Source organism: Hymenobacter terricola (assembly GCF_017921975.2).
In the GTDB taxonomy this organism is placed as follows: Bacteria; Bacteroidota; Bacteroidia; order Cytophagales; family Hymenobacteraceae; genus Hymenobacter; species Hymenobacter terricola.
Map to the genome: position 1 here is coordinate 35,380 of NZ_JAGEMO020000008.1, position 12,309 is coordinate 47,688.

General features: G+C 62.3%; 12 protein-coding genes. 11 read left to right on the plus strand and 1 reads right to left on the minus strand.

Translation table 11 applies throughout. The features are described from left to right. Positions 1-73: 73 nt before the first annotated feature. The 11 genes from J4G38_RS08585 to J4G38_RS08635 all read left to right on the plus strand — a co-directional run bounded on the left by J4G38_RS08585 (position 74) and on the right by J4G38_RS08635 (position 11,727). Positions 74-1,420 (plus strand): phenylacetate--CoA ligase, encoded by a 1,347-nt coding sequence (locus J4G38_RS08585; RefSeq protein ID WP_210513593.1) that lies wholly within the window; start codon positions 74-76, stop codon positions 1,418-1,420. 147 nt (positions 1,421-1,567) lie between these two features. After that, positions 1,568-2,641, plus strand: coding sequence for a 1,2-phenylacetyl-CoA epoxidase subunit PaaE (paaE, locus tag J4G38_RS08590; RefSeq protein WP_210513592.1), 1,074 nt, complete (start codon positions 1,568-1,570; stop codon positions 2,639-2,641). A gap of 111 nt (positions 2,642-2,752) precedes the next feature. Continuing rightward, on the plus strand, positions 2,753-3,709 hold the full coding sequence (gene paaA / locus J4G38_RS08595; RefSeq protein WP_210513591.1) for a 1,2-phenylacetyl-CoA epoxidase subunit PaaA: 957 nt from the start codon (positions 2,753-2,755) through the stop codon (positions 3,707-3,709). A gap of 158 nt (positions 3,710-3,867) precedes the next feature. Continuing rightward, complete coding sequence (gene paaB / locus J4G38_RS08600; RefSeq protein ID WP_210513590.1) at positions 3,868-4,155, plus strand: 1,2-phenylacetyl-CoA epoxidase subunit PaaB; 288 nt, start codon at positions 3,868-3,870, stop codon at positions 4,153-4,155. Positions 4,156-4,160: 5 nt separating this feature from the next. Next, entirely contained in the window at positions 4,161-4,958 is a 798-nt protein-coding gene (gene paaC / locus J4G38_RS08605; protein WP_210513589.1) for a 1,2-phenylacetyl-CoA epoxidase subunit PaaC, read from the plus strand. Then, positions 4,958-5,467 (plus strand): 1,2-phenylacetyl-CoA epoxidase subunit PaaD, encoded by a 510-nt coding sequence (paaD, locus tag J4G38_RS08610; protein WP_226163298.1) that lies wholly within the window; start codon positions 4,958-4,960, stop codon positions 5,465-5,467. The genes paaC and paaD overlap by 1 nt, the downstream gene beginning before the upstream one ends. 142 nt (positions 5,468-5,609) lie before the next feature. Further along, entirely contained in the window at positions 5,610-6,797 is a 1,188-nt protein-coding gene (locus J4G38_RS08615) for a 3-hydroxyacyl-CoA dehydrogenase NAD-binding domain-containing protein (protein WP_226163300.1), read from the plus strand. After that, a complete protein-coding gene (gene paaI / locus J4G38_RS08620) occupies positions 6,766-7,221 on the plus strand; it encodes a hydroxyphenylacetyl-CoA thioesterase PaaI (RefSeq protein ID WP_210513586.1) in 456 nt (151 codons plus the stop codon). Before J4G38_RS08615 ends, paaI begins: the two co-directional genes overlap by 32 nt. After that, the gene (gene pcaF / locus J4G38_RS08625) at positions 7,218-8,426 is read left to right on the plus strand and encodes a 3-oxoadipyl-CoA thiolase (RefSeq protein WP_210513585.1); all 1,209 of its coding nucleotides are present in this window, start codon (positions 7,218-7,220) and stop codon (positions 8,424-8,426) included. The genes paaI and pcaF overlap by 4 nt, the downstream gene beginning before the upstream one ends. 190 nt (positions 8,427-8,616) lie before the next feature. Continuing rightward, the gene (gene paaZ, locus J4G38_RS08630) at positions 8,617-10,680 is read left to right on the plus strand and encodes a phenylacetic acid degradation bifunctional protein PaaZ (RefSeq protein WP_210513584.1); all 2,064 of its coding nucleotides are present in this window, start codon (positions 8,617-8,619) and stop codon (positions 10,678-10,680) included. Positions 10,681-10,809: 129 nt separating this feature from the next. Beyond that, positions 10,810-11,727, plus strand: a complete 918-nt coding sequence (locus tag J4G38_RS08635) for a DUF5996 family protein (protein ID WP_210513583.1) — start codon at positions 10,810-10,812, stop codon at positions 11,725-11,727. Positions 11,728-11,811: 84 nt separating this feature from the next. Here J4G38_RS08635 and J4G38_RS08640 read toward each other — a convergent pair whose 3' ends face one another. Next, positions 11,812-12,300 carry an Hsp20/alpha crystallin family protein gene (locus J4G38_RS08640; protein WP_210513582.1) on the minus strand — a complete coding sequence of 163 codons (489 nt, stop codon included), beginning with the start codon at positions 12,298-12,300 and terminating at the stop codon, positions 11,812-11,814. Positions 12,301-12,309 lie beyond the last annotated feature (9 nt).

Sequence of the window (12,309 nt, forward strand, 5' to 3'; positions counted from 1 at the left end):
TTGGAAAAACAAACATTCGTTAGCTTTTGCAAAAAGAAAGGTACTTTTGTCTTACCCCTCACTTCCCACCCCGATGCTTTTCAGTCCTGAAATCGAACAGCTGCCGCTGCCGCAGCTCCGGGCCTTGCAAAATACCCGTTTGAAAGAGCAGGTGCGGTATTTGAATGCGCGGGTGCCGTTCTACCAGCGCAAGTTTGCCGAGGCCGGTATCGACCCCACCACCTTTCGAGGCCTGGAAGATTTACATAAAATAAGCTTCACCAGGAAGTCGGATTTTCGGGATAATTACCCCTTCGGCCTGTTCGCGGTGCCCGAAACGGAGGTGTCGCGGCTGCACTGCTCCAGCGGCACCACGGGCAAAGCCACGGTGGTCGGCTACACAACCGGCGATTTGGAGATTTTCGCCGAAGTAGTGGCCCGCTCGCTGGCCGCCGCCGGCTGCCGGCCCGGCATGAAAATGCAGAACGCCTACGGCTACGGCCTCTTCACGGGTGGCCTGGGCATTCACTACGGGGCTGAAAAACTGGGCCTGACCGTCATTCCCGTATCGGGCGGCAGCACCGACCGGCAGTTGCAATTGCTACAGGACTTCCGGCCCGAAATCATCTGCGCCACGCCTTCCTACGCCCAGGTTCTGGCCGAGGAAATGCTGAAGCGCGGCATTGCGCCCGATGCCATCAACCTGAAATTTGCCGTGCTCGGGGCCGAGCCGTGGACAGAAGCCATTCGCCAGCAGGTAGAGAGCGGACTCCGCGTGCAAGCAACAAACATCTACGGCCTGAGCGAGATTATCGGCCCCGGTGTGTCGCAGGAAGACGTGGACGAGCGTGGCACCGGCAGCTACATCTGGGAAGACCATTTCTACCCCGAAGTAGTGGACCGCCTCACCGGCGAACCGGTGGCCGAAGGTGAGCTGGGCGTGCTCGTATTCAGCACCCTCACCAAAAAAGCCATGCCCATCCTGCGCTACTGGACGGGTGATATCACCAACATCTACTACAACCATTCGGTGAAGCGCACCCACGTTAAAATGGGTCCCATCCGCGGCCGGGCCGACGACATGCTCATCATTCGCGGCGTCAATTTCTTCCCCACGCAGGTGGAGGACATCATCGCCAGCCTGCCCGAAGTCAGCGCCTACTACCAGGTGGTGGCCACCCGCCGCGGCAGCCTCGACGAGGTGGAAGTGAACGTGGAAGTAGCCGAGCATGTGCTGCGCGAAATCGGCCTGTTCGATACATTGACCGAGGAATTGGTGCAGCAGCACGATTGTTTGATGAAGCTGAAAGGCTCATTCGCCAAAAAAATCAAGGACAACATCGGCCTCAGCATGCGGGTGAATTTGCTGGGTTGCGGGCAGCTGCCGCGCAGCGAAGGCGGCAAGCTGAGCCGGGTGAAAGATTTGCGGGATTTGAAGTAAAAGCACGCTAAAGCGGAACGTGGTAAAAACGGTCATGCTGAGCTTGCCGAAGCATCTCTACCGCTTCGTTGCAATGATAAATAATTAGTTGAGCAGTAGAGATACTTCGGCTGCGTTCAGCATGACGGGCAGAGTCAGAAAAATAAAATGAGTCGCTTCCATAAATTAAAAATCAAGAGCATCACCCGCGAAACGCCCGACTGCGTGTCGCTGGCCTTTGAGGTGCCGGCCGAGCTGCGCGAAGCTTTCCGCTACACGCCCGGCCAGTACCTGACCCTGCGCCGCGAGCACGAGGGCGAAGAGCTGCGACGCTCCTACTCCATTTGCAGCAGCCCGCTGGAGCAGGAGTGGCGCGTAGCCATCAAGAAGGTACCCGAAGGCCGGTTTTCGACCCTGGCTATGGACGGCCTGCACATCGGCGATACGCTGGATGTGATGCCGCCGCAGGGCCGCTTCACCGCCAATTTGCACCCAGCGCACACGAAGAGCTACGCGCTGTTTGCGGCCGGCAGCGGCATCACGCCCATCCTGAGCATCATCAAAACGATTTTGCTGACCGAGCCGGGCAGCCAGGTGTACCTGGTGTACGGCAACCGGGGTCGCAACTCGATTATCTTCAAGGAAGCCATTGAGGGCCTGAAGAATAAGTTCCTGAATCGGCTGAGCGTGTTTCACGTCCTGAGCCGCGAGCAGGGCGACAGCGACCTGTTTTTCGGCCGCCTCGACCACGACAAGACCGCCCAACTGCTCCAGAAAGTGCTGCCCGCCTCGCTGCTGGATGAGTGCTTCATCTGCGGGCCCGAGGAAATGATTCACGGCGTGCGCGCCGCCCTCACCGAGGCCGGCGTAGCGCCCGACAATATTCACTTCGAGCTCTTCACCTCTGCCAACGGCGCCAAGGCCCACGCCGCCGTGCAGCGCCCGGTGGGCGACGACGACCAGAAAAGCCAGGTGACCGTGCGCCTCGACAGCCGGGCCTATTTGCTCGATATGTCGTACTACGGTGATACCGTGCTCGATGCCGCACTGGCCGCTGGCGTCGATGCGCCGTATTCCTGCAAGAACGGTATGTGCAGCACCTGCCGCGCCCGCGTCACCGAAGGCACGGCCGCGATGGACGTGAACTTCTCGCTGACTGACGTCGAAGTGGCCAAAGGCTACGTACTTACCTGCCAGGCTCGTCCTACCTCAGCCGCCGTCACGGTGGATTACGACCATTAATCAGGAATCCGTAAAACCAGAACGGTCATGCTTCGGCTGCGCTCAGCATGACCGTTCTTTCGTAGACTTTTGTTCTATTCTTTTCCTTCCAAACTCAACCCATCCAGCCCCATGGAAACCCTCGAAAAAGTCCTCACCCCGGAAGAGCAGTTTCAGGCCCGCATCGACGCGGATATCCGCATCGAGCCCAAGGACTGGATGCCCGATGCCTACCGCAAAACCCTCATCCGCCAGATTTCGCAGCACGCGCACTCCGAGCTGGTGGGCATGCTGCCGGAGGGCAACTGGATAACCCGGGCCCCCTCGCTCAAGCGCAAATCCATCCTGCTGGCCAAGGTGCAGGACGAAGCCGGCCACGGCCTCTACCTCTACAGCGCCGCCGAAACCCTCGGCACCACCCGCGACCAGATGCTGGCCGACCTGCACTCCGGCAAGGCCAAGTACAGCAGCATTTTCAACTACCCCACCCTGAGCTGGGCCGATATGGGCTGCGTGGGCTGGCTGGTGGATGGCGCCGCTATCTTGAACCAGGTGCCGCTGTGCCGCACCTCCTACGGCCCGTATGCGCGGGCCATGGTGCGGGTGTGTAAGGAGGAAAGTTTCCACCAGCGCCAGGGTTTCGAGATAATGCAGACGCTGTGCGAGGGCGCAACGGCCCAGAAGGAAATGGCCCAGGAGGCCCTCAACCGCTGGTGGTGGCCTACGCTGATGATGTTCGGCCCCAAAGACTCCGAGTCGCCCAACACGGCGCAGAGCATGAACTGGCGCATCAAGCGCTTCACCAACGACGAGCTGCGCCAGAAATTCGTGGACATGATGGTGCCCCAGGCCGAATTCCTGGGCCTCACCGTGCCCGACCCCGCCGTGAAATGGAACGAGGCACGCCAGGCCTACGACTTCGGCGAGGTGAACTGGGAAGAGTTCTGGGCCGTGGTGAAGGGCAACGGCATGTGCAACCACGAGCGCCTGCAAGCGCGGGTGCAAGCCCACGAGGCAGGTGCCTGGGTGCGCGAGGCAGCTAACGCCCACGCGGCGAAGCGCGCGGCGCGGGAAGCGGTTGCGGCGTAATTTTTTGAAAGCAGGAAAAAGAACGTCATGCCGAGCATAGCCGAGGCATCTCGCGGGCAGCAGTAATCAAAACCGTTCTACGATTTAGTTACTGCCCCACGCGAGATGCTTCGGCTACGCTCAGCATGACGACCAAGACCCCAAGTCCCCAAATCAACATGAATCAATCCGAATGGCCTCTCTGGGAGGTTTTTATCCGCAGCAAGCAGGGGCTTGACCACAAGCACGTCGGCAGCCTGCACGCGGCCGATGCCACGATGGCCGTGCAAAACGCCCGCGACGTGTACACCCGCCGCCTCGAAGGCGTGAGCATCTGGGTGGTCGAGTCGACCCACATCCACGCTTCGAATCCGGACGATTCCGAAGCCTTCTTCGACCCGGCGGCCGACAAAGTGTACCGGCACCCCACGTTCTACGACGTGCCGGATTCCATCAAACACATGTAATTGCCATGCTGACGCAAGACCTTTCCAGCGCCAAAGCCACTGCCGCCGCGGAGCCGTCGCTGCTGTTTCCGTACGTGCTGCAGCTGGCCGATACCAGCCTTATTCTGGCGCACCGCCTCTCGGAATGGTGCGGCCACGGCCCCATTTTGGAGCAGGATTTAGCCCTGGCCAACATTGCCCTCGACCTCCTGGGCGAGGCCCGCAGCTACTACCAATACGCCGCCGAGCTCGAAGGCCAGGGCCGCACCGAGGACGACCTCGCCTACCTGCGCAGCGCCGTGGAATACCGCAACCCGCTGCTGGTGGAACAGCCCAATGGCGACTTCGCGCACACCATCGTGCGGCAGTTTCTGTTCGACAATTTTCATTATCATTTGCTAAAAACGCTGAAAAATGGTCCCGATACGCACCTCGCTGCCATTGCGGAGAAGTCGGTAAAGGAAGCCGCTTATCACCTCAAATGGAGCTCGGAATGGATGATTCGCCTCGGCGATGGCACCGATGAAAGCCGGCAGCGGCTCGATAAAGCCATTGCCACGCTCTGGCGTTTTGCCGGCGAGCTGACTACGCCCACGGCGGCCGAAACGACTTTGCAGGAAATCGGGGTGCTGCCCGACTACGCCACGCTGTTGGCAGAGATGCAGGCGCATACCGAAAACGTTTTTGCCCAGGCCACCGTGCCGCTGCCCGCGCCGGCTTTCGCGCAGCTGGGTGGCAAAACCGGCCGCCATTCCGAGCATCTCGGCTACCTGCTGTCGGAGCTGCAATACATGCAACGCACTTATCCCGGCCTGACGTGGTAGTGCCCATCGCTCCCACCCCTACTGAAGCTCGCATCTGGCAATTGCTGGAGGAAGTTTCGGACCCCGAAGTCCCGGTGCTCAGCATCCTGGACCTGGGCATTGTGCGCGGGGTACTAGTTGAGGGGAAGCAGATAATCGTCACCATCACCCCCACCTACTCGGGCTGCCCGGCTATGAACGTTATTGCCACCGATATCCGGTTGCGGCTGCTGGCGGAGGGCTATGCCAAGCTGATTATCAACAACCAGCTCAGCCCGGCCTGGACCACCGATTGGATGTCGCCGGCCGGCCGCGAGAAGCTGGAGGCCTACGGTATTGCCCCGCCCGTGGACGGTACGGCAACGGGCCATATGCTGAATCTGTTCGGCAAGGACACGGCCGTGCGTTGCCCTGTCTGCAAGTCCGAGCATACGCATTTGGTCAGCCAATTTGGCTCTACGGCCTGCAAAGCGCATTATCAGTGCGATGATTGCCTGGAGCCGTTCGATTATTTCAAATGCCACAACTAGCTGACCGAACAACAAATCAGAACATCATGCCGAGCGTAGCCGAGGCATCTCGCGTGCCGCTACTAATTCAATCGTTGGACGAAGCGAGCGAGATGCCTCGGCTGCGCTCGGCATGACGTCCGAATACATTTCACCTCACCATATGACCATCGGAATTATCGGCAGCGGCGCTATGGGCGCGGGCATTGCGCAAGTGGTGGCCGTAGCGGGACACGAGGTGTTCCTGCTCGACCAGAGCGCCACGGCTTTGGAACGCGCCACCGCCGGCATCGCCACCAGCCTGCGCAAGCTGGCTGAGAAGGGCAAAATGACTGCTGACGCGGCCACTGCGGCCATAGCCCGGCTGCGGCCCACTACCAACATGCAGGATTTCGCCGGCTGCGGGCTGGTGCTCGAAGCCATTGTGGAAGAGCTGACCGTGAAGCAGCAGCTGTTCCGGCAGGTCGAGGGCGTGGTGACGGCTGACTGCATTCTGGCCAGCAATACCTCGTCGCTGTCCATTGCCTCCATTGCGGCGGCTTGCCAGAGGCCGGAGCGGTTTATCGGCATCCACTTCTTCAATCCCGCGCCCATTATGCAGCTGGTGGAAGTCATTCCGGCGGTGCAGACGCGAGAAGGCCTGGCTGAAGAAGTGCGTGATTTGGTGCAAAGCTGGGGCAAGCTGCCGGTGCTGACCAAGGACACGCCGGGCTTCATCGTGAACCGCGTGGCGCGCCCGTTCTACGGCGAGGCCATCCGGCTGCTGGAAGAAGGCGTGGCCGATATTGCCACCATCGACTGGGCCATGACGGAGCTGGGCGGCTTCCGCATGGGCCCGTTCGCGCTGATGGATTTCATTGGCCACGACGTGAATTACCGCGTTACGGAATCGGTGTTTGCCGCCTTTTTCTACGACCCGCGCTTCAAGCCTTCGTTCACCCAAAAGCGCCTGTTCGAAGCCGGCTACTACGGCCGCAAATCGGGCCGCGGCTTCTACAATTACGCGGCGGAAGCCACCCCGCCCGAGCCGAACCGCGACGAAGCGCTGGGCCGCCAGATTCTGGGCCGCATCCTGGCCATGCTCATCAACGAAGCGGTGGATGCGCTGGCCCTTAACGTGGCCTCGAAAGAGGATTTGGAGCTGGCCATGGCCAAGGGCGTGAATTACCCCAAGGGCCTGCTGGCCTGGGCCGATGAGCTGGGCCTGCCGCAGGTATTGGGCACGCTCGACGCCCTGTACGACGAATACCACGAAGACCGGTACCGCGCCAGCGCCTTGCTGCGCCGCATGGTGCGGGCCAACCAAACGTTCTTTACGCATGAGCCCGTCGTCGGAAACCACCAGCCCTAACCGCCGCGCCGAGGCCGTGAAAGACCTCATGCTGGCCAATGATTCGTACAGCCAGCTCCTGGGTTTGGAGGTGGACGAAGTAGGCCCCGGCTACTGCCGCCTGCACTTCACGGTGCGGCCCGAGATGCTCAACGGCTTCGCGGCGCTGCACGGCGGCGTCACGTTTTCGGCCGCTGATTCGGCCTTTGCTTTTGCCTGCAACAGCCACGGCCGCCAAAGCGTGGGCCTGACCGTGACGGTGGATTACCTCGAAGCCGGCCGGCTCGGCGACGTCATCACGGTGGAAGCGCGGGAGGAAAGCCTGAAGCATAAAGTAGGCGTGTACCAGGTGCGCGTCATTAACCAAAACGGCCTCACACTGGCGCTTTTCAAAGGCACAGCCTACCGCACCAGCAACGACATTCTGCAAGAAACCAACTCATGAACCAAGCTTATATCATCGACGGCATCCGCACGCCCATCGGCAGCTTTGGCGGCACGCTGGCCGCTGTGCGCCCCGACGACCTCGCCGCGCTGGTTATCCGCGAGCTGCTGCAACGCAACCCCAACGCCGACCCCAGCGCCGTGGCCGACGTCATTTTCGGCTGCGCTAACCAGGCCGGCGAGGACAACCGCAACGTGGCCCGCATGGCCGCGCTGCTGGCCGGCCTGCCCACCACGGTGCCCGGCGAAACCGTGAACCGCCTCTGCGCCTCGGGCCTCTCGGCCAGCATTGCGGCGGCCCGTGCCATCCAAAGCGGCGACGGTGACCTGTTCGTTTCCGGCGGCGTGGAGAACATGACCCGCGCCCCGCTGGTGGTTTCGAAACCGTCCAAAGGCTTCGGCACCGATTCGCAAATGGCCGATTCCAGCTTCGGCTGGCGCTTCATCAACCCCCGGATGCAGGAGCTGTACGGCACCGATGCCATGGGCGAAACCGCCGAAAACCTGGTTGACCGCGACCACATCAGCCGTGCCGACCAGGACCAGTTTGCCCTGACCTCGCAGCAGAAAGCCGCCGCCGCCCAGCGCAGCGGCCGTCTGGCCGAGGAAATCGTGGCCGTGCCCATTCCCCAGCGCAAGGGCGCGCCGGTGCTCTTCGCCCAGGATGAATTCCTGAAGCCCGACACCACGCTCGAAGGCCTCGCCAAGCTGCGCCCCGCCTTCCGCAAAACCGGCGGCACCGTGACCGCCGGCAACGCCTCCGGCCTGAACGACGGCGCGGCCGCCCTGCTCCTGGCTTCGGAAGAAGGTATCAAACAGCACCACCTCACACCGAAGGCCCGCATCGTGTCCATGGGCGTGGCCGGGGTGGAGCCGCGCATCATGGGCATCGGTCCGGTGCCGGCCAGCCACATTGCGCTCAAAAAAGCCGGCCTGACGCTGAAGGATATCGATATTATTGAGCTGAATGAGGCGTTTGCGGCGCAGTCGCTGGCCTGCATCCGCGCCTTTGGTTTGGCGGATAACGACCCGCGCATCAACCCCAATGGCGGGGCCATTGCCCTCGGCCACCCGCTGGGCATGAGCGGCGCCCGCCTGCTGAACACGGCCGCGATTGAGCTGCAAAAACAGCAAAAACGCTACGCGCTGGTGACGATGTGCATCGGCGTGGGGCAGGGCTATGCCGTGATTATTGAGCGCGTGTAAACCTCGCATAACCTCACCCCCTAGCCCCCTCTCCCGCGGAGAGGGGGAACTAGTTTTTAGTCTTTGATACAGTTAGACTCCCACCTCTAAAAAGCACCTCACTCACTGAAAAGACTAGTTTCTAGCGCTAGAAACTAGTCCCCCCTCTCCGCGGGAGAGGGGGCTAGGGGGTGAGGTGACCCGCACCACCATGCCCACCACCCTCGAAAACTACACCCTCGGCCGCTGGACCACCGGCGCATCTTCTCCTCAGGAACTCCTCGATGCCAGTACCGGCGAAGTCATTGCCCTGGCCAACACCGAAGGCTTCGATTTCGAAGCCATTCTCGACTACGGCCGCAGCGTGGGCAACCCGGCGCTGCGCAAAATGACCTTCCACGAGCGGGGCCGGATGCTGAAGGCGCTGGCCTTCCACTTGCAGGAGAAGAAGGAGCAGTTCTACGAGCTGAGCTACCGCTCGGGCGCGACGCGGGCCGATTCGTGGGTGGACATTGAGGGCGGGATTGGGAATTTGTTTGCCAATGCGTCGCTGCGGCGCAAGTTTCCGGACAAGCCGTTTTATGTGGAGGGCGAGCCGGTAGGCTTGTCGAAGGGCGGCACCTTTATGGCGCAGCACCTGATGGTGCCGCGTGAAGGCGTGGCCGTGCACATCAACGCCTACAACTTCCCGGTGTGGGGCATGCTGGAGAAAATTGCGGTGAACCTGCTGGCCGGGATGCCCGCCGTGGTGAAGCCCGCCGTGCCCTCGGCCTACCTCACCGAGGCGGTGGTGCGCGAGATTATCGCCTCCGGCATCCTGCCCGAGGGCGCGTTGCAGCTGGTGGTGGGCTCGGGCGTGGGCCTGCTCGACCACGTCACCTACCAGGATGTGGTGACCTTCACCGGTTCGGCCACCACGGGGCGCAAGTTGCGGGCGCACCCGCGCATTCTCAGCGAAGCGGTGCCGTTTACGATGGAGGCCGACTCGCTGAACGCGGCCGTGCTGGGCCTGGATGCGGTGCCGGGCACGCCGGAATTCGACCTCTTCGTGAAGGAGGTGCGCAAGGAAATGACCGGCAAATCGGGCCAGAAATGCACCGCCATTCGTCGCATCATCGTGCCCGAAAACGTGCTGGAAGACGTGCAGATTGCCCTGGGCAAGCTGCTGAAGCAAACCACCGTGGGCCACCCGCTGGCGGAGGGCGTGCGCATGGGCGCGCTGGCCGGCCGCGAGCAGCTCCAGCGCCTGCGCGAGCAAGTGCAGCACCTCGCCCAACACACGCCCATCGTGTACGGCAGCCTCGACCAGGTGGAAATCCTGGGCCAGGAGCGCGGCGCGCACGTTGATAAAGGTGCATTCTGCTCGCCCATTCTGCTGCTTAATTCCGAGCCGTTCCGCCACCTCGATTCGCACGAAATAGAAGCTTTCGGGCCGGTGGCTACGCTGATGCCCTACCGCGACACCGACGAGGCGGTGAAGCTCGTGAACATGGGCAAAGGTTCGCTGGTGTGCTCCATTGCCACGAATGATGCGCGCACGGCGCAGGATTTTGTGCTGGGCGCGGCCACGCACCACGGCCGCATTCTGGTCATCAACGAGGAGATGGCCAAGGAAAGCACCGGGCACGGCGCGCCGCTGCCGCAGCTCATTCACGGCGGGCCGGGCCGGGCGGGCGGCGGCCAGGAAATGGGTGGCATGCGCGGCGTGGAGCACTTCATGCAGCGCGTGGCCTTGCAGGGCTCGCCGAGCATGATTACGGCCATCACGGAGGTGTATCAGCCGAAGGCGAAGCAGATTGAGAAGGACAAGCACCCCTTTCAGCACTACTTCGAGGAGCTGGAAATCGGCCAGACTTACACCACGCACAAGCACACGGTGACGGAGGCCGACATCAGCAGTTTTGCGCAGGTATCGGGCGATAATTTCTACGCCCACGTCGACGCTACTTCGCTGGAAGGCACGCTCTTTACCGGGCGCGTGGCGCATGGCTACTACATCCTGAGCAAGGCCGCCGGCATGTTCGTGGACCCGCGCAAAGGGCCGGTTCTGCTGAACTATGGGCTCGACGAATGCCGCTTCACCAAGCCGGTGTACCCCGGCACCACCATCGGCGTGACGCTGACGGTGAAGGAGAAAATCGGCCAGGAAAAGCGCGATGCGGAGGACGTGGCCAAGGGCATCGTGCGTTGGTACGTGGAAGTGACCGACCAGACCGGCGAAACCGTGGCCGTGGCCACCATCCTCACGATGGTGAAGAAGAAAAACCAGGAGTAGCCGTCCGGCCATGGTTGGCCATAGCTGGCGGAAAAGAATGCTGCCCGCCTTAACTTGTGCATGCCGCCCCGGCCCACCCATCGCGAAGAAAGCTGAGGACCAATGCATTCGTACATAATTTCCACTGCCGTGAATAACCTGATGACTGCTGACTCCTGGCCCGCGCTGCCGGCCGATTCCTGGACCGATACCCGCCAGACCCTGCACATGTGGACGCAGATGGTGGGCAAAACCCGGCTGGCCCTCAGTCCCATGCTCAACCATTGGTGGCAGGTGCCGCTGTACGTCACGCCGCGGGGTCTTTCGACGGGGCCGATGCCCTACGCCGCCGGCAGCTGCGAGGTGGTGTTCGACTTCCGGGCGCACCAGCTGCGGGTGCACACCAGCGACGGCCGCGCCCACCAAATGGCCCTGGAACCCGTCTCCGTGGCCGATTTCTACCGCCAGTACCGGGCCTTGCTGCGCGAGGCCGGCATTGCCGTAAAAATCTGGCCCGTGCCAGTGGAAGTGGAGGACGCCACGCCGTTTGACCAGGACCAGCACCACTGCGCCTACGATGCCGCCGCGGTGGAAACGTTCTGGGAAATCTTGCTGCGGGCCGACCAGGTGCTGCAGGAGTTTCGCAGCCGTTTCCTGGGCAAGTGCAGCCCGGTGCATTTTTTCTGGGGCAGCTTCGATTTGGCCGTGACGCGCTTTTCGGGCCGGCCCGCGCCGCCGCACCCCGGCGGAATGCCCCACCTGGCCGACTGGGTCACCCGCGAGTCGTACTCGGCCGAGCAAAGCGCCGCCGGCTGGTGGCCCGGCGGCAACGGCCAGGAAGCCGCCTTCTACAGCTACGCCTACCCCGGCAACCCGGAGCTGGCCCACGCCAAAATCCAACCGGCCGAAGCCATTTTCAGCCCGGAAATGGGCGAGTTTTTCCTGCCCTACGAAGCCGCCCGCACGGCCGCCAGCCCGCGTCAAACCGTGCTCGATTTCCTGCAAAGCACCTATGAGGCCGCGGCCACCCTCGCCCGATGGGACCGGCCGGCTCTGGAGCGCCAGTAAGCCCGGCCGCAGCGCCCATTCGTACTAAAAAAAGCCTCCGGGAAATTCCCTGGAGGCTTTTTTGATTGGTGCTTGGGGCCTGCTCTAGCTCACGCCAATGGTTTGCGCGGGCTGGTTGGTGGCGGGGTTTTTCGGCAGCGTCACCGTCAGGATGCCTTCGGCGTAGCTGGCCGTGATGCCTTCGGCCAGCACCTTGCCGTTAAGTTGGAAGGCCCGCTCGAAGGAAGCGTTGCGGAACTCGCGGCGGGTGTAGCGCGGGTCGGCGGCGCCCTCAGCTTCCGGGGTCGCGTCGGCACCCTGGTAGGCGATGATCAGCACGTCGTTCTCTACTTTGAGCGTGATGTTTTCCTTCACCAAACCGGCCGCGAACAGGGTCAGGACGAAGCTGGTTTCGGTGGTTTCGATGTTGACCGGCACGGGCTGCCAGGCTCCGCCGAAGAATTTGGCCCAGGGTGGCCCGCCGCGGTGGCCGTGCTGGCCGCCAAAATGGCGGCCCCAGTGCCGGCCCCGCCCGCCGCAGCCGGCGTGCGCACCTTGTTGAGAATAAGAATCGGTGGCTTGTTGATTGTACATGATTTGAGG